Below are 23774 nucleotides of genomic sequence, written 5' to 3' on the forward strand. Positions count from 1 at the left end.
GTCGTCGCGGAACTCGATCGTCTCAGTGCGCTCTCTGAGGATTTGGCGTCGGTCGGCGCAATGTAAATCAGGCATAAAAAACCTCCCTGGTTCGACACCAAAGGAGGCTGACGCATATGTCCATCGGACCGAATTGTTACCCCGAAGGGTCACATCAGATGCCACCGTTGCCCGGTCAGGCTGGTTGGCGGGGCGTCAGCCCACTCTGGATGTTGTGAAAAAAATAATCGCTCCTCTCGAAACGTCAAGCCCTCGCAATCTGATCTGCACAAGGAAGGGTCGCGCCCGCCAGTTTCCGCGTCTCAAAAAGTATACTTTTTGCGCCTCCCCTCTTGATGTGTCTCTTTCCATGTCTCATATCTATATTCTCGAAACACTATAGATGATGTGAGACATGGCGAAGGTTGGATATGCGCGAGTGAGCACGTCGGGGCAGAGCCTGGATGTGCAGAGGGAGAAACTGAAGGATTGCGGCAAGCTTTTCCAGGAGAAGCGCTCCGGGCTCGATGGGGCGCGGCCAGAGTTGAAGCGCTGCCTTGAGTATGTGCGCGAGGGCGACACGCTGGTCGTCACCAAGCTCGACCGGCTGGCGCGCTCAACCGGCCATCTCTACGCGATCCATGAGGAGCTGAAGCGCAAGGGCGTCGCTCTCTCTGTCCTCGATCAGCACATCGACACCTCGACGCCCGCAGGCAAGGCGCTGCTCGGCCTCCTCGCCATCATTGCCGAGTTCGAGACCGACATCCGCAAGGAGCGCCAGCTTGAAGGGATCGCCAAGGCCAAGGCGAGCGGCGTGAAGTTCGGGCGCGAACCCAAGCTCACCGATCATCAGCGCGCCGAGCTCCGGCGAAAGAGAAAGAAAGGCGTCCTCATCAAAGACCTGATGAAGGAGTTCGACCTGTCCAAAGCGAGTGTCTATCGCGTGCTAGGCGACGAGACATAAGCGCGTCCGCCGTCGCCCCGCCCGCGCGAAGCTTGAAAGGGTCCCTCGGGCGACCCTGGCGGGTCCCCTCGCGCTGGGGCACCCAGGCCCCATTTCAAAAAGAGGGTTAAAGCCCCGGCTTCTTGTTGTTGTGGTTCGGCCTTCGTCGGCGACGTGCGGCCAGCGCCATATGTGAGTTGGCCATACGCCTCCCGAGGCAGTACATTGGCCGCACTTCGGCAACGGGGGGACGCGATGCCGCGCAATAAGGACGAAACGCTCTCAATCCGCACCACGGGCGAGATCAAGGCGCTGCTGCGCGAGGCCGCAGGGCGCGAGCGGCGTTCGGTTGCGTCGATGGTCGAGGTCCTGGTCCTTGATTACGCCAGGGCCCATCGGCTCGCCCCAAGCCCCAAGAAACTCGAAGCCGCGAAGCGGTACAAAGGACGCAAGACCGCATGAGCCAATCCAATCTCTCCAACCTCATCTGGTCGGTCGCCGATCTTCTGCGTGGCGACTACAAGCAATCGGACTATGGCAAGGTCATCCTGCCGTTCACGGTCCTGCGCCGCCTTGACTGCGTGCTGGAGGCGACCAAGGAGGCCGTGCTCAAGGAGCATAAAGCCAAGGACGGCAAAGCCTCCGACGCCATATTGCGGCGCAGGGCGGGACAGAGCTTCTACAACACCTCGCCAATGGACATGCGCAAGCTGCTTGGCGACCCCGACCACATCAAGAAGAACCTCACGAGTTATATGCGCGACTTCTCCGCCGATGTGCGCGACATCTTCGAGAACTTCGGCTTCGACGTACAGATCGAAAAGCTCGCCAAGTCGGGCCTTCTCTACATGGTGGCGGAGAAGTTCGCCAATTTCGATCTTCACCCCAGCAAGGTCAGCAACGCCGATATGGGAACGGTGTTCGAGGAGCTGATCCGCAAGTTCGCCGAGGATTCCAACGAGACGGCGGGTGAGCACTTCACGCCGCGCGAGGTCATTCGCCTTCTGGTCAATCTGCTCTTCGTCGAAGACGATGATGTGCTGAACACGCCCGGCACGGTGCGCACCATATATGATCCGACGGCGGGAACGGGCGGGATGCTCTCCGTCGCCGATGACTATCTGAAGACGCACAATCCCAATGCGCGGCTCACCATGTATGGCCAGGAGCTCAACCCTGAGTCCTATGCCATGTGCAAAGCCGACATGCTCATCAAGGGCCAGGACGTCAACAAGATCGTCCTCGGCAATACGCTCTCCGACGATGCCCATGAGGGCGAAAGTTTCGACTACATGCTGTCCAATCCGCCCTTCGGCGTCGAATGGAAGAAGGTCGAAAAGGAAGTTCGCAAGGAGCACGAGACGAAAGGTTATGCCGGTCGCTTCGGCCCCGGCCTGCCGCGCGTCTCGGATGGCTCGCTCCTTTTCCTGCTGCATCTCGTCTCCAAGATGCGGCCCTTGAAGGATGGCGGTGGCCGCTTCGGCATCGTGCTCAATGGCTCGCCGCTTTTCACGGGCGGCGCGGGCAGCGGAGAAAGTGAAATCCGCCGCCATGTTCTGGAGAACGATCTTGTGGAGGCGATCATCGCGCTTCCCACCGACATGTTCTACAACACCGGCATCAGCACCTATGTCTGGATACTGAGCAACAAGAAACCCAAGAGCCGTAAAGGCCTCGTCCAGCTCATCGACGCATCGAGCTTCTGGCAGAAGATGCGTAAGAGCTTGGGGAACAAGCGCCGGGAGCTTTCCGAAGAGCATATCGCCGAGATCACGAAGCTTTTTGGCAGTTGCGCAGAGGCGCAGCTTGCGACCGTCTTCGACGCCGAGGGAAAGGAGGTTGCGCGCGAAATCGTCCTGCAAGGCAGCAAGTCGCCCAAGGCACCGAAAGACGGCAAGGTGAAGCTCGCGCCGCTTTCGCGCCTCTTCAAGACCGAAGAGTTCGGCTATCGCACCATCACCATCGAGCGGCCCTTGCGCGATGAAGCGGGCAAGATCGTGCTTGCCACCAAAGGCAAGCTGAAGGGCAAGAAACAGCCGGATAGCGCACTGCGCGACACGGAGAATGTGCCGCTCAGCGAAGATGTGGAGACCTATTTCAAGCGCGAGGTGCTTCCCCACGCACCCGATGCCTGGATCGACCATGAGAAGACGAAGGTCGGCTATGAAATCCCCTTCAACCGGCGCTTCTATGTCTTCGAGCCGCCGCGCGCCCTGGCCGAGATCGACGCGGACCTGAAGCAGGTCACGGACCGCATCGTCCGCATGATCGGGGAGCTGTCTGCATGACGGGGGAAGAGCTTCGCCAGGCGATCCGAGCCCTGCTCGAAAGTCATCCGTGCATCTCTATGTCCAAGGCAGGGCACGCCACCCATGCAGAACGCTACATGACGCGAGACGGGCTTCCGATCGGCTTCGAGCCCGAGCGTGTCAGGTTTCAGAATCTATGGGTTCGCGCGGACAGCGTTCGTCAGCACAGGCTGAAAGACATTGAACACGTCTTCTACGATCATAGCGAGTTCGATCAAAGCAAGCCGAACCACAATCTCTTTGGTGAGAACGCCTTCAAGGATTGCGACCTGATCCGCTTTCAGGTGACAGACTTGTGGCAGGCCGTCCGGGTCATCCGGGAAGTTGCCGGAGAGGCAGGTGTGTTATGAGCAAGCCTTATCCGGCCTACAAGTATAGCGGCGTGGAATGGCTCGGCGATGTGCCGGAGCATTGGAAAGTTGGGCTGCTGAAACGCTACGTGAGGCTTCGCTATGGCGATGCCCTTGCTGCTGACGCTCGCGAAGACGGTGAGATTGAGGTCTTCGGGTCCAATGGTGTTGTCGGTCTCCATTCCCGAGCAAATACTGCCTGTCCCGCAATTGTCGTCGGTCGAAAAGGCTCATTCGGGAAAATCGTTTGGGCTGAAAACGGTGGATTCGTGATCGACACAGCCTATTCGATAGATCGCCAAACCACCGATCAAGTCTTGCGCTGGGTTTATTACGCGCTTCAATTGCTTGGCCTCGATCAATTTTCACAGGATACCGGCGTTCCCGGCTTGGCGCGAGAAAGAGCTTATGAGCTTGAAGTTACGATTCCTCCTGTACAAGAACAAACAGCCATCGCTGCCTTTCTCGATCACGAGACCGCGAAGATTGATGCGCTGGTGGAGGAGCAACGGCGGCTGATCGCGTTGTTGAAGGAAAAACGCCAGGCGGTCATTTCCCACGCCGTCACCAAAGGGCTGAACCCGAACGTACCGATGAAAGACTCCGGCATCGAATGGCTCGGCGAGGTGCCGGAGCATTGGACGGTGATGCCAATCCGCTATTCCGCGAAATTGGAATCCGGCCACACGCCTAGCCGATCGCGAGCCGACTGGTGGGAAAATTGCACCGTCCCTTGGTTCTCACTTGCCGACGTTTGGCAAATCCGCCGTGGCCATGCTGACTATATCTATGAGACGAACGAGAAGGTTAGCGAGGTTGGCTTAGCCAACTCTTCTGCAAGATTGCTCCCAAAAGGAACCGTTATGCTCTCGCGGACAGCTTCGGTCGGCTACTCGGCCATCATGGGAGTCGATATGGCGACCACTCAAGACTTTGCGAACTGGGTGTGCAGTGATGATCTGGAACCTGCGTTTTTGCTTTTTGTCTTTCGCGGAATGACCAAGGAGTTTGATCGCCTGATGATGGGTTCGACTCACAATACAATCTACATGCCCGACATCACCATGTTCCGATTCGCGCGCCCCCCTCTAAATGAACAAGCAGAGATAGTTTCCTTCATTCGGAAGCAGACCGCTCAAATAGACAATCTGATCGCGACGGCGGAAAAGGTTGTTGCACTCTCCGTGGAGCGCCGTGCCGCACTCATCTCCGCAGCCGTCACCGGCAAGATTGATGTAAGGCCCTCGGCGAAAATCATCCCCCTTCCTGTCGATCGCGCGCGCGTGCGTGGCCTCGTTGCCACTGAAATCATCGAACGGGTAACCAACATTCAAACTTTGCGGCGTGTGAAGTTGCAAAAACTCGCGTATCTCGCTGAGGCTTATGCCGACATATCCGAACTCAAAGGGAACTATCTTCGTGAAGCGGCTGGACCTTGGGACGGTGAAATGATGGACGAGATCGACAGAGAGGTTCAAGCAATTAGCAGCATCGTGGTCGAACGACCTCGGGGAGCTGGCACGGCGGTCACTTATAGAACTACCAAGCGGACCGGACGCCACAGGGCCGAGTTAGCTGCACTTCTGGGCCCGGATCGCATGAGGAAGCTCGACAAGTTGATCACCGACTTGACCTATATCGGCAAGGAGGGGGCTGAGGCGATCGCAACCCTCTACGCCGTTTGGAACGATGATCTTATGGATGGAAAAACCCCGAGCGATGACGACATCGTGTACGGTTTCCTGAATGATTGGCACCCGGAGAAACCGGAAAAGTTTCAGAATCCTGATGATCTGCATGGGTGGCTTGATTGGATGCGGCGACATAGCCTCACTCCATCAGGCACCGGCCCCAAAACATATCGCCAGTTGTTAGTATGAACCTGCATCAGGAAATCGCCTTCGAGGATGAAATCTGTGCGCAGATGGCCGCGCAGGGCTGGCTTCACGCAGATGGCGATGCAGGCCAATATGATCGCGCTCGTGCACTCTTTCCAGCGGATGTCATCGCTTGGGTGAAGGAGACGCAAACGGAGGCCTGGGAGAAGCTCGAAGCGAGCAACGGCGCGGCGGCGGAGACCGTGCTGCTCGATCGCCTGCGCAAGTCGCTCGATGATCGCGGGACGCTCGACGTGTTGCGCCAGGGGATCGAGATTCTGGGCCTGCGCCAGCCGATCGCGCTTTGCCAGTTCAAACCGGCGCTGGCGATGAACCCCGAGACGCTGGCGCGCTATGCGGCCAATCGCCTGCGCGTCGTGCGGCAGGTCCGCTATTCGCTGCATAACGAGAACTGCATCGACCTTGTGCTCTTCCTTAACGGCGTGCCTGTCGCGACCGTGGAGCTCAAGACCGACTTCACGCAAAGCGTGGAGGACGCCGTTTATCAATATCGCTTCGACCGCCAGCCGAGGCCCAAGGGGCAGGCCGCGCCGGAGCCTCTGCTCTCCTTCCCCAATGGAGCGCTCGTCCATTTTGCGGTCAGCAACCGCGAAGTGATGATGACGACGAAGCTTGCAGGGCCCGCCACCAAGTTCCTGCCCTTCAACAAGGGCGACAATGGGGGCAAGGGAAACCCGCCGAACACCAGCGGCCATCGCACTTCCTATTTGTGGGAAGAGGTCTGGGCGCGCGATAGCTGGCTTGAAATCCTCGGGCGGTATCTGGTCGCGGAGAAGGAAAAGAGCAAGGTCAGCAAGATCATCTTCCCGCGCTACCACCAGCTTGACGCGACACGGAAGCTGATGGCCGCCGTTCTCGGCGAGGGGCCGGGCGGCAAATATCTGATCCAGCACTCGGCGGGATCGGGCAAGACCAACTCCATCGCCTGGTCGGCACACTTTCTCTCCGACCTGCATGACGCGGGGCACCGCAAGCTTTTCGACAGCGTGCTCGTCGTCTCCGATCGCACGGTGCTCGACGCGCAGCTTCAGGAAGCGATCTTCGCCTTTGAGCGGACCACGGGTGTCGTGGCCGTTGTGAAAGGAGAAGGCGGAAGCAAGAGCGGCGAGCTCGCGGAAGCGCTTTCCGGCGGCAAGAAGATCGTCGTTTGCACGATCCAGACCTTTCCTTTCGCCCTGCAAAAAGTGCAGGAGCTTTCCGCGACCGAGGGCAAACGCTTCGCCGTCATCGCGGATGAAGCGCACTCATCGCAGACCGGCGAGACCGCCTCGAAGCTCAAGGCTGTTCTGAGCGTCGAAGAGATGAACGAGCTTGCCGATGGCGGCGAGGTTTCGACCGAGGACTTGCTGGCCGCGCAGATGAAGGCGCGGGCGGCGGAGAGCGGCATCACCTATGTCGCCTTCACCGCAACCCCCAAGGCGAAGACGCTTGAGCTTTTCGGGACGCGGCCCAACCCCACACAACCGGCAGGGCCGGGAAACCTTCCGCAGGCCTTCCACGTCTATTCGATGCGGCAGGCGATCGAGGAGGGATTCATCCTCGATGTGCTGAAGAACTACACGACCTATGCGACCGCCTTCAAACTCGCGCATGGCGGCGAGGAATATGACGAGACGCGGGTCGAGCGCAGCGCGGCGCTCAAGGGCATCATGCGCTGGGTGAAGCTCCATCCTTATAACATCAGCCAGAAGGTTCAGGTTGTGGTGGAGCACTTCCGCGAGAACGTCGCGCCGTTGCTCGAAGGCCGCGCGAAAGCGATGGTTGTCGTCAGCAGCCGCGTGGAGGCTGTGCGCTGGAAACTCGCCATCGAGAAATACGTCAGGGTGGAAGGCTACAAGATCGGCACGCTGGTCGCCTTTTCCGGCGATGTGGATGACGAGGAAAGCGGCCCCGATCCCTTCACGGAAGCAGGCCAGACGATGAACCCCGGCCTGCGCGGGCGGGACATCCGCGACGCCTTCAATACGGCGGAGTATCAAATCCTACTGGTCGCCAACAAGTTCCAGACCGGCTTCGACCAGCCTTTGCTCTGCGGCATGTATGTGGACAAGCGGCTTGCGGGCATCCAGGCGGTGCAGACCCTCTCGCGCCTCAACCGCGCCCATCCGGGCAAGGACACGACCTATGTCCTTGATTTCGTGAATGACGCCGAGGAGGTACTGGCCGCCTTCAGGACCTATTACGAGACGGCGGAGCTTGAGGCCGTCACCGACCCCAATCTCGTCTTCGATCTACGCGCGAAGCTCGACGCTCTCGGCTTCTATGATGATTACGAAGTTGAACGCGTGGTGAAGGTCGTGATGAATCCCGCCTCCACCAATGGCGATCTGGCGGGCGCATTGGAACCCGTCGTGGATCGCCTTCTGAAGCTCTATAAAGCCACGCAGGAGCGGCTCGCAGTGGCCAGGGCGCAAAAGGACGAGAAGGAAGCGGAGGCCGCCCAGAACGAAATGAATGGCCTTGTGCTCTTCAAAGCCGACATCGCGTCCTATGTGCGCATGTACACGTTCCTGTCGCAGATTTTCGACTACGGCAACACCGATATCGAGAAACGCGCGCTCTTCTTCAAGCCGCTCGGGCGGCTCCTCGACTTCGGGCGCGAGCGCGTGGGGATCGATCTGTCACAGGTGGAGCTCACGCATCATCATCTGGCCAACAAGGGCGCGAAGACGCTGCCTCTCTCAGGCGAGGCCGAGAAGCTGAAGCCGATGACGGAGAGCGGAGGTGGCTCGATCAACGAGAAGGAAAAGGCTCTTCTGCGCGAGATCATCGAGAAGGTGAATGACCTCTTTGTTGGCGAGATCACGGATGACGACCGGCTCGTCTATGTCAACAGCCTGAAGAGCAAGCTGCTTGCATCCGACACGCTCATTCAGCAGGCGAGCAACAACAGCAAGACGCAGTTCTCGGCATCGCCGGACCTGTCGAAGCAGTTCCTCGATGCGGTGATCGACGCGCTCGATGTCTATAACGCCATGGGCGAGCAGACGCTGAACTCCGAACGAGTCCAGCGGGGCCTGCTCGAAACATTGCTTGGTCCTGCGCAGCTCTATGAGGCTCTGCGGGCGCGCGGGGCGGAGATGAAGGCCACCTAGGCGGCAAGCTCGACCTTCTTCATCCATTCCGCCAGCAATTTCAGCGCGTAGCCTTTGCCGTAGTTGTCGCCAATGTCCTTGCTGGACCAGCCGCCAATGGCGTCCTGTATGTCCTTTGGGGCACCGACGTTTCTCAGCCGGTCGCGCATGGCGTGCCGGAAGGAGTGAGCGGTCTTGTCGATCTTCAGCGTTCCTCTCAGCCACTTCGCGATGGTGTTCGAGGCGTGGGTAGCCGCATGATCGTCCTCACGAACGTAACGCGGGAAGGCCCACCGGCACCCCTCCTCCGCCTCGGCAACAATCCTCTTTGCCGCCCATAGCGCGAAGCCGACGAGCGGGACCTGACGCTCGGAACTCTTCGTCTTCAATCGACGCACGTCATTCGGGCGAATATCTATGTAGGGGATTTCGGCTTCGACGTGGATGTCACCGATCCTCAGGCCGACAATCTCGGCCATGCGCGCGCCGGTATCTTCCACCAAAGCGACCAGCCAGCGTACATCGTCATCTCGCTCCTTGCAGGCCTTGCCGATTTCCTTCAGTTCCCCTTCTGTGAACGGCTCCCGCTCCTTGCTATCTTCGCCATGCCCTCGAATGAGGACCCGATCGAAGGGATTGCGCATATCGATTTCATATTCGCGGATGGCGAGTTCGATGGCGGCTCGAAGTGTATTCGTTCGACGCTTTACGGTTGCCGTCTTATTGCCCTTCTCCAGTAATTCCTCAGCGAGTTTGTTTACATGCGCGCGCCTGAGTTCGGTCAGAGGCAGGTCACCTTTGCCGATCGAATGTTCCAAGGACTCAAAACCGGCTTCCACCAGACGGCGGGCTTTCTTGCTCGCTTCCTTGTCACCCCTGATTTTGTGTTTGATGTAGAGATCACGAGCATCCGAGAGGCGATAGATCATCTCGCCTCGCAGCATCTGCAAGGCCGCCAGCTTCTCAGGAGGCAATACGTCCTCCAAAGTCTCGTCGCGGCGTGTCAGCTCGTCTGAGGCACGGTAGGGATCGACCTCCTCAGCCAGGAACGCATCGATGCGTGCATCGATCCTGGGATTATCTTCCCGGTGCTGCCAGTCCTTAGGGTGAAGATTGTGTTGGTGGAGAAGCGCACTAGCCGTCTGTCGGACCTCGACGGCACTCAAGCCTGTCTCAAGATCGCCACCTCGACGGAGAGACTTCCAATAGAGCTCCAAGCTCCGGCCAAGCTCGCGCGCCTTCCGCCCTGCAATGAACGGGTCCCTGGTTTGGAGGCTCTTGATGTAAGTCCGCTTGCCGCCATAGAGCTGCTGCACTTCCGGCGGGATACGGCGCTGGAAATAAAAGGTCTTACCCTTCTGCATGACGTACTTCATGGCCAACGAAATTGTCGCATCAAGTTGGATGACAAGCGCCATCACCATATCCCCTGTCACACCGCTTGTCCTACCTATTGTCCTACCTGTTTAGGGATATGGAAGGTCGGAAAATCGGTTTAAGTCATTGTTTTATAATGACTTCTTATTTTCTGCTGACGTGGGAAATGGTGCCCAGGGGCGGAATCGAACCACCGACACTGCGATTTTCAGTCGCATGCTCTACCAACTGAGCTACCTGGGCCGCGCGTTCCGCCCGGGTATCCCCGGCGGCAAGGCCCGCGGTTTATAGGAGATTGATTCCGGCCTGTCCAGCGCCGGTCGTCGCCCCGAAAGCAAAGATCAAGGCCGAGCGGAGCCGGAGTTTAAGCCCGTCCGGAGGGCCCGCGCAGGTCAGCGGCTCGCGGCGATCAGCAGGTCGAGAAGCCCGCGCAAGACCTCCTCGCGGGGTCGTTCGAAATTCGAAATCACCCAGCGCATGGCGACGTGGACGATCGCCCCGACGATCCCCGCGGCGGCAATCTCCGCCCGCCCCTCGGCCACGCTTTTTCGCGGCAGCAGGACGCTGGCTTCGGCCTGCAAGTGATCGGTGAAAAGCCCCATCGCCTCCCGGTAGACGTGCTCGAGTTCGGGCCCGAGGCTCAGAACCTCGATCAGCAGTACGCGGGCAAAAAGCGGGTCCTTCTGCAGCTCGCCGAAATAGGCCTCGAGCAGCGCGCGTGCCTTGGCTTCGGCCGTGTCGTCCGCCGCTTCCAGCGCCGCGATCAGCGCCACGCCGACGCGATCGACGCAACGGGCGTATACGGCAAGGAACAGGTCATCCTTGCTGGTGAAGGACTCGTAGAAGTAGCGCTCGGTGAGCCCCGCCTCAGCGCAGACTTGACGGACCGTGGCGGCCTTGTAGCCCATGCCGCCAAAGGTCTTGAGCCCTGCCGTCACGAGCCGCTCCCAGCGCGCCGTCCGGCGTTCCGTAGAGCTCTCTCCGCGATAGCGCCGTCGCGGTTTGTCGTCTGTTTCATCCAACATATTTACATGTTGACATGATCCGTTGTCAGATGCAATCTGACAAAAAGTCAAAGCGGGTCCTTCCCGCCCGAAGAGGAACCCCCGCGCATGAATGCCGCCGTAAAGCACCCTATCGCCGCCAAACCGGATCATAATGTCGTCATCATCGGTGCGGGTTTTTCGGGCCTCTGCATGGCGATCAAGCTTCTCGAAGCGGGGCGGACCTCCTTCGTCATTCTCGAGAAGGCCGGCGATATCGGCGGCAGCTGGCGCGACAACCACTATCCAGGCTGCGCCTGCGACGTGCCCTCGCATCTCTATTCCTTCTCCTTCGAACCCAATCCCTTCTGGTCGCGCGCCTATGCGCCGCAGGGCGAGATCTGGAGCTATATGCGCCATTGCGCGGCGAAATACGGTGTGCGGCCCCATTGTCGCTTCGGTGAAGGCATCGCTCATGCGGAGTTCGACGAGGCGACGGCGATGTGGCGCGTGACGACGACGACAGGCAACACGCTCACCACGCGCATTCTGGTCTCTGGCGTCGGCGCGCTCTGCCTGCCCGCCTATCCCTCGCTCAAGGGGCTCGATACGTTCAAGGGCGAAGCCTTCCACTCCGCCGAATGGAACCATGACTACGATCTCGAGGGAAAGACCGTCGCGGTGATCGGCACGGGCGCGTCCGCGATCCAGTTCGTGCCGCATCTCCAGAAGCGGGTGAAACAGCTTCATCTTTTCCAACGTACGCCGCCATGGGTGCTGCCGAAGCTCGACCGGCCGATGAAGAAATGGGAAAAGACGCTCTTCAACACATTGCCCTTCGTACATCGCCTTTATCGCGATTTCCTCTACTGGCGCATGGAATCGGCGGCGCTCGGCTTCACCGTTAATCCCAAGATCATGAAGCGGATCGAAAGGCTCGCGCGCAAATATCTCGCGCATGTCATTCCAGATCCGGTGCTGCGCAAGAAGCTCACGCCCGACTACACGATCGGTTGCAAGCGCATCCTGATCTCGAACGATTATTATCCGGCGCTGACGCAGCCCAATGTCGAAGTCGTCACCGACGGCATCGTCGAAGTGCGCGAACATTCGATCGTCACCCGCGACGGCAAGGAACGCCCGATCGACGCCATCGTCTACGGCACCGGCTTCAAGGCGACCGATCCTCTTTCGGAAATCAGGATCACCGGCCGCGCCGGGCTCGAGATCAACGAAGCCTGGGCGAAAGCCGGCGGCCCGGAAGCCTATTATGGCCTCGCCGCGCCGGGCTTCCCGAACCTCTTCATGCTGCTCGGCCCGAACACCGGCCTCGGCCACAACTCGATCATCTTCATGATCGAGGCACAGGTCCGCTATGTCATGCAGGCCTTGAAACTGATGGACGAGAAGAAGCTCGCGACGTTTGAAGTGAAGTCGGACGTCCACGACGCCTTCAACGCAAAGCTGCAGCAGGACATCAAGCAGACCGTCTGGAATTCAGGCTGCAAGAGCTGGTACATCGCCGAGACAGGCAAGAACCCGACCGTCTGGCCGGGCTTCACGGTCAGCTATTGGGCGAAGACGCGGCGGCTCGAACCCGGCGATTTCGACGGCGCGACGGCGCTCGCTCCTCTCGCGGCGGAATGATCGCCGGCCCGGCGCGCGTTGCGACGGGCCTACGACGACCTCAGCTCGCCAGCCGCCTCGCCGCCGCGTCGGGCTGCGGATTTGAAAACTCCATCACGCCGTCATCCACCTTGCCGAACTTCAGGCTGACGATGTCGAGGGCGTAGTTCTGATAGAGCTTCCACGGCGCTTTCGAGCCCTGCTTCGGGAATTTGTCGATCGACCTCTGAACATAGCCGGACGAGAAATCGAGCCAGGGCTCTGGCTCGACCGACGGATCGGTTTGTCGCGGCGTACACTGACGGGTGCCGGTCCGGTCCATGTGATTGAGCAGGCGGCAGACATATTCGCAGGTCAGGTCGCATTTCAGCGTCCAGGACGCGTTCGTATAGCCGAAGGACGAGGCCAGGTTCGGCACGTCGCTATACATCATGCCCTTGTAGTTCATCGTCTTCGAGAGATCGACATGCGCGCCGTCGATCGTGATGTCGAGATCGCTCAGCACCTGGAGGTTGAGCCCGGTGGCGGTCACGATCAGGTCGGCTTCAAGCTCGGCGCCCGACTGAAGCTTCAAACCCTTCTCCGTGAAGGTCTCGATGCGATCCGTCACGACGGAAGCACGTTTCGACTTGATCGCTTCGAAGAGATCGCCATTCGGCACGAGGCAAAGGCGCTGATCCCAAGGATTGTAGCTCGGCGTGAAATGCGTATCGACGTCGTAGTCGGAACCGAGCTGCTCGCGCACCTGCTTGAGAATCCAATCCTTCACACCCTGCGGGCTCCGCTTGCACAGGCGATAGAAATACATGCCGAAGAGCACGTTCTTCCAGCGTGTGATGCCGTAGGCGAGCTTGGCCGGCAGGTAGCGGCGGAGCCAGTTCGCGAAACCGTCCTCCGCCGGGCGCGAAACGATATAGGTCGGCGAGCGCTGCAGCATGGTGACGTGGGCCGCTGTCTTCGCCATTTCCGGGACGAGCGTCACCGCCGTCGCGCCGCTACCGATGACCACGACGCGCTTGCCGGCATAGTCGATATCGGGGGTCCATTTCTGCGGATGGACGATGCGGCCGCGAAACCTGTCCGTGCCCGCAAAGTCCGGCGTGTAGCCCTCGGCATAGTTGTAGTAACCGCTGCACATGAAGAGGAAATTGCAGGTGAAGCGCGCGAGTTCCTTGGCGGGGCCCCGCTCCACCTCGACGGTCCAGCGCGCGTCCTGCGTCGACCACGAGGCCCGCTTTACGTAATGGCCGAAGCGGATATGGCGATCGATGCCGTACTCCCGCGCCGTCTCGCGAAGATAGTTGAGGATCGACGGGCCGTCGGCGATCGCCTTCGCCTCCGTCCAGGGCTTAAAGGAATAGCCGAGCGTATACATGTCGGAGTCGGAACGGATGCCGGGATAGCGGAAGAGATCCCAGGTGCCGCCCAGCGTCTCGCGCCCTTCGAGGATCGCGTAGGTCTTGTCTGGACAATTCGTCTGCAGGTGATAACCCGCGCCGATACCTGAAATACCCGCGCCGACGATCAATACGTCCCGATGTTCAATCGTCATGGTCCTGTTTCCGCTCCGATTCGAGAAGATATCGATGTAGGTCGGCAGAGGTTTATTCTCTACGGCTCATGATTTCTATTTTTAAGTCGCGGCAATATTCAACCTGCGCCGTGCAAAAGCACACACTTGTATGAGCGAAGTTGCCAAGTGTGAGCAAAATATTCGATCAGCGATTTTCTTCCCGCCCCTCATTTTCCCGTTCCGGCACAGCGAGGCGGAATCACAACCTCAATATCCCGTTATAGTTGTGTTAACGATTATATGTGTCACTATGGTTGTAGGGAATAAATGATTCTTCCCGGCAGCGGGCGGGCGACACGTCATCGTCTCTACCGCTGATTGATGAAACTCAATCGGAGATTGCAGGATGCCCGTCCAGGCCCTCATCACAGAACCTCCCAGCTTGATTGCCCGTCAAGGTGGTTCCCTGCCCCAATCCGCCCCTGCTTCGGCCGCCGCTTCCGCCCTTGCGGAGGAACCGACGCTGACCCGGCACCGGGCGCGCATGCTGCTCGACCTCTATAATGCGCGCATGAAGTTCTTCCCGACCGGACTCTTCGCCGACCCGGCCTGGGACATGCTCCTCGACCTCACCCATGCGAGGCTGGCCGGCAAGCGCGTTTCGGTCTCGAGCCTCTGCATCGCGGCCCATGTTCCCGCCACGACCGCGCTTCGGCGGATCGGCGATCTGGTCGCCAGCGGCCTTGCCGTCCGCATCAAGGACGAAAATGACGGCCGCCGCGTCTTTGTCGAACTGACCGAAGACGGGTTCGAACGGATGGGTCGTTATCTCGAGGCCGTCCTGAAGTCGATGAGCGCCGACACCAGCGTACCGTTGAAGAGGGCCTGAGACGTCCGGCAAAGCAGCGCGGGCCGTCAGGCCCGCGCGCTTTCCCCGGTCGCCGCGCGAATAAGCGCCAGAAGGGCGACGATGGACAGCAGCGCCGCGAGGGCATGTCCGACCTCCCAACGCAGGCGGAAGCCCTGCCAATCGGCCGGCATCGTCGCCGCCGTCCAGCCGCTGAAGGCGGCGTTGACCGGCGCATTGAAGACAAAGAATACGGCGAGCATCGCCGCATAGCAGGCCGTGGCAAGCAGCGTCGGCCGAAGCGACGCCCTCTCACGGCGCCGCAGAGCGAGAAGCGCCAGCGACGTCGCCAGAGCCAGAATTTCCACGGGCCCGAAGATCAGTCCCCAGCCGCGATAGAGCTGTTGCTGCACGACGAGCCAGGTCGGCCCATCAAGCGCGAATTTGTTCGGCAATTCGAGGACATGCGCCATGGGCGCCGTGACCGCGAGAGCGCCGACCGCGAAATTGACGTTGCGAAGCAGCCTGTTCATTTTCCTCCTCCCTCCAGATCACCTAGTTCATTTGGCTCTTGAGGAAACCCGCTGCAACCCCGAACAGTGGACGCCGGCCCACGCCATCGAGCGAGGGCGCCGGAGGGGGAAGTCATCATGGCTTGGAACGAAGCGCTGCTCGGGCGGCTGGACGGACGATACGCGCTGGTCACAGGGGGGGCGAGCGGCCTCGGCTACGAGACGGCGGCAGCGCTGGCGCGGCGCGGCGCCAGCGTTCTCGTCGCGGACCGCAATGTCGGGGGTGGCGAGGACGCGCTGCGCCGCATTCGCGCGGCCACCCCCGGCGCCGATGTTTCCTTCAAGCCGATCGACCTCGCCGATCTCGGGAACATCCGGGCATTCTCATCCGATCTGGTCGCGAACGAACGGCCGCTCGACATACTCGTCAACAATGCCGGCATCACCCCGCCGCTCGCACGGCGCACCACGGCGGACGGTTTCGAACTCAAATTCGGCATCAACTATCTCGGTCACTTCGCGCTGACGGGCCTTCTCCTCCCGCTTCTTCTCAAGAGCAACGAACCGCGCGTGGTGACGGTGTCGAGCATCGCCCACAAGCAGGGACATATTCATTTCGACGACCTGCAACTCGAAAAGCACTACGATCCGCAGCGGGCCTATAACCAGACGAAGCTCGCCTGCCTCGTCTTCGCGCTCGAGCTGCAGCGGCGCTGCGATGCGGCGCATGTAAAGCTGAAGAGCGTCGCGGCCCATCCCGGTGTCGCGCGCACCGCGCTGCCGGCGAGCCGGAAGGGCCAGAAGCGCGAGCGCTTCACGGACCATCTGGTCGACATCATCCTGCCACTGACGATGGCGTTTCTGGGCCAGTCCGCCGAGAAAGGCGCGCGCCCCATCATCCACGCCGCCGCAGCTAACGACGTTCCCGCCGGAGCCTTTTACGGACCCGATGGCTTCGGCGAGATGAAAGGCGATCCGGCCCCCGCCAAAGCATCCGCCGAGGCGCTCGACCCGGCCATCGGCAAGAGGCTATGGGAGATCTCGACGACGCTCACGGGCGTCGCCTATGCCGACCTCGGATAGGGCCGTCAGCCCGCGACGAGATCGTTATATTCGGGATGCTTCTTGAGGAAGGCGGCGACGAAGGGACATTGCGGCACCATCTTGATGCCCTCGGCCCGGATCATGTCGAGCGCGCCCTGGATGATTTGCGTCCCGACGCCCCTGCCCCCGATCTCCTTCGGCACGATCGTGTGGATCAGCACGATGGGATCCGGCTTTCGTTCATAGTCGATATGGGCGGTGACCCCGTCGATCACGAGTTCGAAACGGTTGCGGGCCCGGTTGTCGATGACGTCGCCTGACATTGATTTCTCCATGATGTTTTCTCCAAGCTAATCCCTCGGGCAGCCAGATCAAGCCAGACCGACATCGCGCTTCACGACTATCCAAATGGACGATCCCTCACCGCGCCGGAGCGGCGAAGCTCGGGCCCGCGACCAATATGGGGAGGCGTCATGACACGCGGAACGACGGCACGCTGGACACCGGCCGACATTCCCGACCTCTCCGGGCGGATCGCCCTCGTGACCGGCGGCAACAGAGGGCTCGGCCTCGAGACAGCCGCCACGCTGGCCTCGAGAGGCGCCGAAGTCGTCATCGCCTGTCGCAATGCCTCGGCCGCAACGGAAGCGCTTTCCGTGCTCAAGGCACGCGCGCCCATGGCACAGGTCGCGGCCATGGACCTCGATCTGACGCGGCTCTCCTCGGTTCGAGACTTCACGCGCGCTTTCACCGCGCGCCATGGCCGGCTCGACATTCTCGTCAACAATGCCGGCGTCTTCGGCATCAATCAGGGGCTCACGGAAGACGGCTTCGAACTCCATTTCGGCACCAACCATCTCGGCCATTTCGCAATGACGCTCGGCCTGATGGAGTCGCTCGCCAGATCGCCGGCGCCGCGCATCGTTGCCGTCACCAGCATGATGGCGCGGCAGGGCAAGATCGATTTCGACAATCTCGACCGGCGGAAAGGCAAATACAGCAAGTGGCAGGCCTATTCGGACTCGAAGCTCGCCAACGTGCTCTTCGCCGGGGAGTTGCAGCGGCGGATGGACCGTGCCGGCATCCCCGGCACCGCGGTCCTTGCCCATCCAGGTTATGCGGCGACCAACAGTCCCTTTGGCGGCAGCTCGATGACGCCGACGCCGCTCGAAGTGATGCTTCTCGTCATCGGCAGCGCCTTTTCGCAAAGCCCCGCCATGGGCGCGCAGCCGACGCTGATGGGAGCGACATGGCCCGATGCGAAGCCGGGCATGGTTTTCGGTCCCGGACGGATGGGCGGTATGAGAGGCAGCCCCGTTGCCGACGGTCAGCGGATTCCAACGGATACGGAGACCGCTGCGAAGCTCTGGGCTATTTCCGAAGAACTGACGGGCGCGCGTTTCCCGGCGTGAGCCGAACAGCGGCGCCTTATCGGATTAGAGGGCGGCGCGGGCCGCCTCCTCGCTTTCGAAGAAACTGAAAAGCTCCGGCAGGCCGCTGATTTCCAGCGCCTGCATGACGCCTTCGGAGGCCGGCGCGATGACGCCGAGTTTCACCTGGCGTTGCTTCAGCGTCTTGCCCGCCGTCACCAGCAATCGGATACCGAGCGAGGAGAGGAAATCGACCTCGCTCAGATCGATCAACGCGACGGCGCCCGGCGTCTTGATCGCCCCCACCTCGGCATAGAAGCGGGTTTCGATCTCGCCGACTTTCGCCGTATCGAGCCGGCCGGAGAGCTTGATGGGCTTGAATGCGGAGGTTTCGGTCATGTGCGATCCGGTGAAGCGTTTGCGTGACGCAAGTTATGTCCGCACTGTAACGGAATCATGACGGCGCACAAACCGGCTCATTCCGCCGCCTTCGGACCCTCGACCAGCGACATGTAACGCTGCAGCAGCCAGAGCGTGCGCTCGAACAGGGTCGTCGAGGCATAAAGCGTGTCGTGCTCGGCAGGGCCGATGTCTTCTACTTCCATCACCTGCCGACGAACGCGCTCCATCTGCGTCGAGCGGTCGGATGTGAATTCGCGCAACAGATCCAGATCGCGGCGATCCTTGTGCAGGAAGGCGTCGTTTGCGACCGCCAGAATCGTATGCAGGCTCTCGCCCAGCGCAAAGAGAAGACGCCCGAACTTGCTGTCCGGCGAAACCGCGCCCGCCGCCTCGATGGTCTTCACATAGTCGCTCACGGCGCCGATAAGGCTCAACAGGATCTCATTGCGCTTCTGTATTTCGACGACGTCGATCAGAACGTCACGAGCGCTGTTGTTGTCGAGAATATTGGTCAGGAAATCGCCGCATTGTCGGGCGACCGATCCCGCGCTGCTCGCCAGAAGATCGGGGCCGAGCTTCGACGCGCCGTCGACACGCACGGCATCGACGATGTCGGGGAGAAATTCAAAAAGCCTCACTTGCTCGCGTTCGACAAGGTCGAGCGCGGCGCGGGGTTCGTCGAGGGCCTCGGCATAGATATAGCGCGGCTTCGACAGCGCCTCCTCGTCGGTCGGCGGGGACAGACGCATGATCGCCGCCATGATGCGGTCGCGGAATACCGTCGTGAGCACCGCGGAAACGAGCTGTAGCAGAAGATAGACAAGCGCCACCGCCGTGGCGCCATCCGACGTCAGGGCGAAGACGAGCGCCTTGATGCCGGGGACATGTCCCGGCATCTCGACCGCGAAGAAAGGCAGGACGACGATGACGCCGACAAGTTTTACCGCGACCTGCATCCAGGCAATCTGGCGGCCGATGCCGCGGAGGTTGGTGGACAGCAGGGCTATGCTGATGCCGGAGCCGAGACTCGCACCTATAACGACGACGATCGTCTGGTCGATGGTGAGCAGGCCCACATTCGCCATGGTCACGGCGATGATCGAGACCGTCGCCGAACTCTGTGCGACGATGGTGAGAACGACCCCGATCAGGAAGGCGAGGACGTAGGACGAGGCGGCGAAGGACAGAAACTCCCGGACCGCGTCCATCGACTTGAGCGGCATGGCACCGCTCTTGATCAGCTCGAGGCCGAAGAAGAGCAGTCCGAGGCCGAGCACAGCGCCGAGAACGTGGCGGAAACGCGGCGCGCGGTCGATATCGAAATAATAGGCGACACCCGTGGCGCCGAGCAGAAAGAGAACGGCGAGCTTCACGTCGATGGCCGAGAGCAGGACGAGCGCGGAGGTGCCGACATTCGCCCAGATCACCATCGGTACGATGCGACCGACGTCCACGAGCCCGGCCGTCACCATGCCGATCGAAATGAAGGTAATCGCATTGCTGCTCTGGGTCAGCGCGCCGGAGAGAATACCGACCAGCGCCGAGACCGTCGTGTTCCGGGTCGCCGCCTCGATCAGGCGCCGGAACCAGCTTCCGGTCAGTTGTTTCAGATTGCCGCCGATAAGCTTGACACCGACGAAGAAGAGCCCGAGCCCCGCGAAGATGTCGGCGAACATTTCCATGGCTGCTGCACTCTCGAAAACAAGGACGCGCTATCTGCCGATGGCGCGCAATGCCATGAAGACCGCGAGAAGGAGGAAGGCGAAGCCGACGGCCATCGAGATCCAGAGCGTCCGCTGCACGTTGCGCGCCGTGTCGGCGATACGCTGCCGCAGAACCTCGCGCCGCTCGTCTGCGAAAGCCTTCGCCTGCGTCACGACGCGATCGAACGCCTCGTTGAGAGGACGGTCCTTCCCTCGCACATGCGCATCGACCGCGCGCACGGACAAGGGATCGTCCGGTTTGAAGAGAGCGAGCGCCTCGTCATACGCGGCGTCCAGCCGATCGTGTTGTGCCCGGAGAGCGACGAGATCTTTGGTCGGAAAACCCAGTTCGCCGGCCGTGGACGCCAGGTCGTCGAGCCGTTTACTCACATCCGACCGGCGCGCCACGAAAGCGGCGTGATAGGCGGCATAATCTTCCGCCTTGTAGCCACGCAGCAGCGTGTTCTTCCATTCCTGTATCTGGGTCTTGAACGTCACCTGAGCGACGCGCGCATCGTCGGCCATGGCGGAGAGCCGGTCGATCTCGGCGCCGCTCGCGGTCACGGCGGTGTCGAGGCGGTACATGCCGTAGACGGCGATCATGACGATCACGATCAGTGCAATTCCGACGATTGCCGAAAGCGCGAGAACCCGGCGCCTGGTATCGGCAAGCGACATACCGCCATCAGCCTCGCTCATGTTGCCCCCGATGCGTCGGCCGCCCCGCGGCGGCGGCGTCAGCCGTTCAGCGACGCGATCGCTTGATCGATGCTGTCATGCAGCCCGAAGATCGAGGCAAAACCGCTGACGTCGAAGACTTCCTTCACATTGGCGGTGACGCCGCTCAGCGTCAGTGCGCCGCCGGCCGCCTTCACCCGTTTGGCCGTCGTCAGCACGACGCGCAGGCCCGCGGACGAGATGTAGTCGACACCCGAGAAGTCGATGACGACCTTTTTCGGACCCGCATCGACCAGCGCATTGGCCTGCTCCTCGAAGGATTTCGCCGTGCTGCTGTCGATCCGCTTCTTCGGCTGCAGGATCAGCGCGTCGCCCCGGATTTCATGTGCCAATTCGATCATCTTGTTCGTCCCCCTCGGCCTCAACCGGCCGCGTTCACGTTCATATGTAACTGCAGACGGTTCAACTCCCCGTCGCGCCGATAGTCAAGCCGGTCCATATAGGTCCGCACGAGTTTGAGCCCCAGCCCGCCGATCCTGCGCTCGTCCAGGCCTTCTCCAAGGTCCGGCAGCTCGGCCTCGACGGGATTGAACGGCCGGCCGTTGTCGACGAGCACGGCGTCGAGCCCGCCGTCCCGAAGTTCCACCGTCAGCTCGATCCGGCTCTCAGCATGGCCCTCGAAAGCATAGGACACAATATTCGTGATCAGTTCGTCGAGGGCGAGATTGAGCTGAAAGATCGCCTTGGCCGGCAGATCGTGCACTTCGCCGAAAGCCTCGATCGCGTCGAGGACGCGGGCGACCTCCGAGATATCGTTGCGGAGCGTCATTTCGATCTTGTCCGACACGAGATTTGCTCCGCTGAACCTTCGGCGGGCCGCTCGACGGATGTCGATGACGGCTGCGACACCGATGTCTCATAACACCTTGGCCGGCCTCGTCAAGCCGGCCGGACGGCCCGGGGCCAAGCTCTCCTGCCGTCGCGACAAGCGCATGACATCGGGCGGTTTTTAACGGCGGCGTATGCGCGGCCGACGGGAAATACCGGCACCCGAGTTCGACATTGACAGCCCCCCGGGGCCTCGTAATATCCGCGTCTTATGCAAACGATAGCGCGGGGGCGGGATAAATGCTGACGGTACCAGAGGAATTCCTGCTTCTCACCGTGAAGGACGACGAGGGCGGTTTCGTCGATATTCCACGCGAGGCGGTGAGCGCGGGCTTCATCGGCGCCGCCATCATGGAACTTGCGCTCCAGAACCGTATCGACAGCGATCTCGACCGGATCTGGATCGTCGACAAGGCGCCCACCGGCGAGGCTTGCGTCGATCTCGTGCTCCAGCAGATCGCCGCGCCCGGTTTCGATCTCGAAGCCGCCAAGCTCATCGACCAGCTCGTCGTTTACGGCAACCAGGTCCGCGAACTCGCGCTCGACAGGCTTTGCGAACGCAAAATTCTCGCCAAGGCCGAGGGGCGCGTCCTCTGGTTCCTCAAGGCGCGCCGTTATCCGGTCGTCGACGGCAAGGAAATCCGCGAGGTGAAGCTTCGTCTTCTGGAGATTTTGCTGCGCGACGAGTTGCCGGATCCGCGTGATGTCTGCCTGATGTCGCTCGCCGAAACCTGCGGCATCATCCGTCAGATCGTGCCCGCCTCCGAGTTGAAGCGCGCCAGCGAACGCCTCGCGACGCTCGCCAAGATGGACCTCATCGGCCAGAACGTGACGCGCTACATCACAATCTTCCAGGAAGCCGTCGCCTACGCCGCCTATACTTGGCCGATGTAGGCAACGTCCTCAGCCACTGCGGCAACAGATCGACGCCGACCGCCGTGAGGCATGAGACAATGATGCTCTCCGCGCGTCTTTGCATCCGGATCGCCGGACCTGCCGTCAATGCGGCTCGACCAGCAGGCTCTTTCCGGCCGTCGCAACATCGGTGCAACCCGTGAGCGCCATCGCGACCTCGAGTTCGCTCTGCAGCGTCTTCAGCATCGAGTGCACACCGGCCTCGCCGCCGCCGGCCAGCGCATAGGCCCAGGCGCGCCCGATCAGGACGCTCTTGGCGCCAAGCGCCATCGCCTTCAGCACGTCGAGCCCCGAGCGGATGCCGCCATCCATCAGAACGTCGAGGCGCTCGCCCACCGCGTCGACGATGGGCGGCAGCGCATGGATCGATGCGGGTACGCCATCGAGCTGGCGTCCGCCGTGATTGGAAACGACGATCCCGTCGGCGCCGACCTCCGCCGCCATCCGCGCATCCTCCCTGTCAAGTATGCCCTTGATGACAATCGGTCCGTTCCAGCGCTCGCGCACCCATTCGAAATCCTTCCATGTCACGGTCGGATCGAAATTCCTGCCGATCCACATCGCGAAATCGTTGGTGCCTTTCGCATTGGGCATCGCATGCGCGATGTTGCCGAAGGTGTGCGGCCGGCCGCCGAGAAAGACTTCGCGCATCCAGCGCGGATGCGAGAGCACGTTGAGCCCGCGCCTGAGCTTGTCGGCGAGCGTGAGTTGACCCGACAGCCCGGAGCGCACGTCGCGATAGCGCGCGCCGGTCACCGGAAGATCGACCGTGAAGACGAGAACAGGCGAGCCGCACTCCTTCGCCCGGTCGATCAGCGCGGCCATGAAACCCCGGTCGCGGATCATGTAAAGCTGGAACCAGAAAGGTTTCGTCACCGCATCGCGCACTTCCTCGAGCGCGCAGATGCTGACCGTGGACAGGCAGAACGGAAGAGCGGCGGCTTCCGCGGCACGCGCGGCCTGAGTCTCGCCGCGATGCGCATAGAGCCCCGCCATGCCGACCGGCGCGAGGATGACGGGCATGGCAAGCTTCTGACCGAAGAGTTCGGTCGAGAGCTTCAGTTTGGAAATATCGGTCAGAACGCGCTGCCGCAACGCGATGTCTTCCATCGCCTCGACATTCCGCCTGAGCGTCGTCTCGGCATAGGCGCCGCCGTCGATATAATCGAAGAACATGCGCGGCAATCGCCGGCGCGCGCGCTCGCGCCAATCTGATACGGATGCCGGTTGCGTCATTCGATTCTCCCCCCGAACGGTGTCCCGATCCCGAAGCCTTATACGCCAAGGCGTCCGCTTTGCCACCGGCTATGTGGGCCGGCCAAATACCCCGCCCTATCGCAAAGGCCCTGAATTCCCTAAAGTC

Annotated in this window: 22 protein-coding genes, 1 tRNA gene and 1 riboswitch; of the genes, 11 read left to right on the forward strand and 12 right to left on the reverse strand. The window is 61.1% G+C overall.

The features are described from left to right. Positions 1-122: 122 nt before the first annotated feature. Positions 123-218: riboswitch (SAM-I-IV-variant riboswitch) on the reverse strand. 176 nt (positions 219-394) lie between these two features. The 6 genes from VMR03_RS07750 (at position 395) to VMR03_RS07775 (ending at position 8574) form a co-directional block, all read left to right on the forward strand. Beyond that, positions 395-943, forward strand: coding sequence for a recombinase family protein (locus VMR03_RS07750; protein WP_325403906.1), 549 nt, complete (start codon positions 395-397; stop codon positions 941-943). A 234-nt stretch (positions 944-1177) separates the two neighbouring features. Continuing rightward, complete coding sequence (locus VMR03_RS07755) at positions 1178-1384, forward strand: hypothetical protein (protein WP_325403908.1); 207 nt, start codon at positions 1178-1180, stop codon at positions 1382-1384. Beyond that, positions 1381-3210, forward strand: coding sequence for a class I SAM-dependent DNA methyltransferase (locus VMR03_RS07760; RefSeq protein ID WP_325403910.1), 1830 nt, complete (start codon positions 1381-1383; stop codon positions 3208-3210). The genes VMR03_RS07755 and VMR03_RS07760 overlap by 4 nt, the downstream gene beginning before the upstream one ends. Continuing rightward, positions 3207-3581 carry a hypothetical protein gene (locus tag VMR03_RS07765; RefSeq protein ID WP_325403913.1) on the forward strand — a complete coding sequence of 125 codons (375 nt, stop codon included), beginning with the start codon at positions 3207-3209 and terminating at the stop codon, positions 3579-3581. Before VMR03_RS07760 ends, VMR03_RS07765 begins: the two co-directional genes overlap by 4 nt. Then, complete coding sequence (locus tag VMR03_RS07770) at positions 3578-5461, forward strand: restriction endonuclease subunit S (protein ID WP_325403915.1); 1884 nt, start codon at positions 3578-3580, stop codon at positions 5459-5461. Before VMR03_RS07765 ends, VMR03_RS07770 begins: the two co-directional genes overlap by 4 nt. Further along, positions 5458-8574 (forward strand): type I restriction endonuclease subunit R, encoded by a 3117-nt coding sequence (locus VMR03_RS07775; RefSeq protein ID WP_325403917.1) that lies wholly within the window; start codon positions 5458-5460, stop codon positions 8572-8574. The genes VMR03_RS07770 and VMR03_RS07775 overlap by 4 nt, the downstream gene beginning before the upstream one ends. Here VMR03_RS07775 and VMR03_RS07780 read toward each other — a convergent pair. The 3 genes from VMR03_RS07780 to VMR03_RS07790 all read right to left on the reverse strand — a co-directional run bounded on the left by VMR03_RS07780 (position 8571) and on the right by VMR03_RS07790 (position 10868). Then, positions 8571-9971, reverse strand: coding sequence for a tyrosine-type recombinase/integrase (locus VMR03_RS07780; protein ID WP_325403919.1), 1401 nt, complete (start codon positions 9969-9971; stop codon positions 8571-8573). The genes VMR03_RS07775 and VMR03_RS07780 overlap by 4 nt on opposite strands. 126 nt (positions 9972-10097) lie before the next feature. Next, positions 10098-10173: transfer RNA gene (locus VMR03_RS07785), tRNA-Phe, on the reverse strand. Positions 10174-10322: 149 nt separating this feature from the next. Further along, positions 10323-10868 carry a TetR/AcrR family transcriptional regulator gene (locus VMR03_RS07790; protein ID WP_325403921.1) on the reverse strand — a complete coding sequence of 182 codons (546 nt, stop codon included), beginning with the start codon at positions 10866-10868 and terminating at the stop codon, positions 10323-10325. A gap of 174 nt (positions 10869-11042) precedes the next feature. On the opposite strand from VMR03_RS07790, the gene VMR03_RS07795 reads away from it, so the two are divergent. Continuing rightward, positions 11043-12560, forward strand: a complete 1518-nt coding sequence (locus VMR03_RS07795) for an NAD(P)/FAD-dependent oxidoreductase (protein ID WP_325403923.1) — start codon at positions 11043-11045, stop codon at positions 12558-12560. Positions 12561-12600: 40 nt separating this feature from the next. Here VMR03_RS07795 and VMR03_RS07800 read toward each other — a convergent pair whose 3' ends face one another. Continuing rightward, on the reverse strand, positions 12601-14091 hold the full coding sequence (locus VMR03_RS07800; RefSeq protein ID WP_325403924.1) for an NAD(P)/FAD-dependent oxidoreductase: 1491 nt from the start codon (positions 14089-14091) through the stop codon (positions 12601-12603). Between the two features lie 367 nt (positions 14092-14458). Between VMR03_RS07800 and VMR03_RS07805 the strand changes: the two genes are divergently transcribed. Beyond that, on the forward strand, positions 14459-14941 hold the full coding sequence (locus tag VMR03_RS07805; RefSeq protein ID WP_325403926.1) for a winged helix DNA-binding protein: 483 nt from the start codon (positions 14459-14461) through the stop codon (positions 14939-14941). Between the two features lie 26 nt (positions 14942-14967). Here VMR03_RS07805 and VMR03_RS07810 read toward each other — a convergent pair whose 3' ends face one another. After that, positions 14968-15432: a DUF1772 domain-containing protein gene (locus VMR03_RS07810; protein WP_325403928.1), complete on the reverse strand. Its 465-nt coding sequence runs from the start codon at positions 15430-15432 to the stop codon at positions 14968-14970. Positions 15433-15549: 117 nt separating this feature from the next. On the opposite strand from VMR03_RS07810, the gene VMR03_RS07815 reads away from it, so the two are divergent. Further along, positions 15550-16494 carry an oxidoreductase gene (locus VMR03_RS07815; RefSeq protein ID WP_325403930.1) on the forward strand — a complete coding sequence of 315 codons (945 nt, stop codon included), beginning with the start codon at positions 15550-15552 and terminating at the stop codon, positions 16492-16494. Between the two features lie 5 nt (positions 16495-16499). Here the strand turns inward: VMR03_RS07815 and VMR03_RS07820 are convergent, their stop codons facing one another. Beyond that, positions 16500-16778, reverse strand: coding sequence for a GNAT family N-acetyltransferase (locus VMR03_RS07820; protein ID WP_325403932.1), 279 nt, complete (start codon positions 16776-16778; stop codon positions 16500-16502). A 150-nt stretch (positions 16779-16928) separates the two neighbouring features. Here VMR03_RS07820 and VMR03_RS07825 point away from each other — a divergent pair, with 150 nt between their 5' ends. Further along, on the forward strand, positions 16929-17867 hold the full coding sequence (locus tag VMR03_RS07825) for an oxidoreductase (RefSeq protein ID WP_325403934.1): 939 nt from the start codon (positions 16929-16931) through the stop codon (positions 17865-17867). Positions 17868-17891: 24 nt separating this feature from the next. On the opposite strand, the gene VMR03_RS07830 is transcribed toward VMR03_RS07825, so the two are convergent. The 5 genes from VMR03_RS07830 to VMR03_RS07850 form a co-directional block, all read right to left on the reverse strand. After that, positions 17892-18224, reverse strand: a complete 333-nt coding sequence (locus VMR03_RS07830; RefSeq protein ID WP_325403935.1) for an STAS domain-containing protein — start codon at positions 18222-18224, stop codon at positions 17892-17894. A 77-nt stretch (positions 18225-18301) separates the two neighbouring features. Further along, entirely contained in the window at positions 18302-19909 is a 1608-nt protein-coding gene (locus VMR03_RS07835) for a Na/Pi symporter (RefSeq protein WP_325403937.1), read from the reverse strand. 30 nt (positions 19910-19939) lie between these two features. Beyond that, positions 19940-20629: a hypothetical protein gene (locus VMR03_RS07840; RefSeq protein WP_325403939.1), complete on the reverse strand. Its 690-nt coding sequence runs from the start codon at positions 20627-20629 to the stop codon at positions 19940-19942. A 38-nt stretch (positions 20630-20667) separates the two neighbouring features. Continuing rightward, positions 20668-21009 carry an STAS domain-containing protein gene (locus VMR03_RS07845; protein ID WP_325403941.1) on the reverse strand — a complete coding sequence of 114 codons (342 nt, stop codon included), beginning with the start codon at positions 21007-21009 and terminating at the stop codon, positions 20668-20670. Positions 21010-21029: 20 nt separating this feature from the next. Beyond that, positions 21030-21455 (reverse strand): ATP-binding protein, encoded by a 426-nt coding sequence (locus VMR03_RS07850; RefSeq protein ID WP_325403943.1) that lies wholly within the window; start codon positions 21453-21455, stop codon positions 21030-21032. Between the two features lie 281 nt (positions 21456-21736). Between VMR03_RS07850 and VMR03_RS07855 the strand changes: the two genes are divergently transcribed. Beyond that, positions 21737-22390: a GOLPH3/VPS74 family protein gene (locus VMR03_RS07855; protein ID WP_325403945.1), complete on the forward strand. Its 654-nt coding sequence runs from the start codon at positions 21737-21739 to the stop codon at positions 22388-22390. Between the two features lie 105 nt (positions 22391-22495). Here the strand turns inward: VMR03_RS07855 and VMR03_RS07860 are convergent, their stop codons facing one another. Next, positions 22496-23647 (reverse strand): L-lactate dehydrogenase, encoded by a 1152-nt coding sequence (locus VMR03_RS07860; RefSeq protein WP_325403947.1) that lies wholly within the window; start codon positions 23645-23647, stop codon positions 22496-22498. Between the last annotated feature and the right edge of the window lie 127 nt (positions 23648-23774).

This window comes from Parvibaculum sp., from assembly GCF_035511255.1.
GTDB lineage: Bacteria > Pseudomonadota > Alphaproteobacteria > Parvibaculales > Parvibaculaceae > Parvibaculum.

Coding starts and splice junctions, on each gene's coding strand:
- VMR03_RS07845 (WP_325403941.1), bottom strand. CDS start 21,009: ATGATCGAATTGGCACATGAAATCCGGGGCGACGCGCTGATCCTGCAG.
- VMR03_RS07825 (WP_325403934.1), top strand. CDS start 16,929: ATGACACGCGGAACGACGGCACGCTGGACACCGGCCGACATTCCCGAC.
- VMR03_RS07780 (WP_325403919.1), bottom strand. CDS start 9,971: ATGGCGCTTGTCATCCAACTTGATGCGACAATTTCGTTGGCCATGAAG.
- VMR03_RS07805 (WP_325403926.1), top strand. CDS start 14,459: ATGCCCGTCCAGGCCCTCATCACAGAACCTCCCAGCTTGATTGCCCGT.
- VMR03_RS07810 (WP_325403928.1), bottom strand. CDS start 15,432: ATGAACAGGCTGCTTCGCAACGTCAATTTCGCGGTCGGCGCTCTCGCG.
- VMR03_RS07830 (WP_325403935.1), bottom strand. CDS start 18,224: ATGACCGAAACCTCCGCATTCAAGCCCATCAAGCTCTCCGGCCGGCTC.
- VMR03_RS07840 (WP_325403939.1), bottom strand. CDS start 20,629: ATGAGCGAGGCTGATGGCGGTATGTCGCTTGCCGATACCAGGCGCCGG.
- VMR03_RS07770 (WP_325403915.1), top strand. CDS start 3,578: ATGAGCAAGCCTTATCCGGCCTACAAGTATAGCGGCGTGGAATGGCTC.
- VMR03_RS07775 (WP_325403917.1), top strand. CDS start 5,458: ATGAACCTGCATCAGGAAATCGCCTTCGAGGATGAAATCTGTGCGCAG.
- VMR03_RS07750 (WP_325403906.1), top strand. CDS start 395: ATGGCGAAGGTTGGATATGCGCGAGTGAGCACGTCGGGGCAGAGCCTG.
- VMR03_RS07800 (WP_325403924.1), bottom strand. CDS start 14,091: ATGACGATTGAACATCGGGACGTATTGATCGTCGGCGCGGGTATTTCA.
- VMR03_RS07855 (WP_325403945.1), top strand. CDS start 21,737: ATGCTGACGGTACCAGAGGAATTCCTGCTTCTCACCGTGAAGGACGAC.
- VMR03_RS07815 (WP_325403930.1), top strand. CDS start 15,550: ATGGCTTGGAACGAAGCGCTGCTCGGGCGGCTGGACGGACGATACGCG.
- VMR03_RS07795 (WP_325403923.1), top strand. CDS start 11,043: ATGAATGCCGCCGTAAAGCACCCTATCGCCGCCAAACCGGATCATAAT.
- VMR03_RS07755 (WP_325403908.1), top strand. CDS start 1,178: ATGCCGCGCAATAAGGACGAAACGCTCTCAATCCGCACCACGGGCGAG.
- VMR03_RS07760 (WP_325403910.1), top strand. CDS start 1,381: ATGAGCCAATCCAATCTCTCCAACCTCATCTGGTCGGTCGCCGATCTT.
- VMR03_RS07820 (WP_325403932.1), bottom strand. CDS start 16,778: ATGTCAGGCGACGTCATCGACAACCGGGCCCGCAACCGTTTCGAACTC.
- VMR03_RS07765 (WP_325403913.1), top strand. CDS start 3,207: ATGACGGGGGAAGAGCTTCGCCAGGCGATCCGAGCCCTGCTCGAAAGT.
- VMR03_RS07860 (WP_325403947.1), bottom strand. CDS start 23,647: ATGACGCAACCGGCATCCGTATCAGATTGGCGCGAGCGCGCGCGCCGG.
- VMR03_RS07835 (WP_325403937.1), bottom strand. CDS start 19,909: ATGGAAATGTTCGCCGACATCTTCGCGGGGCTCGGGCTCTTCTTCGTC.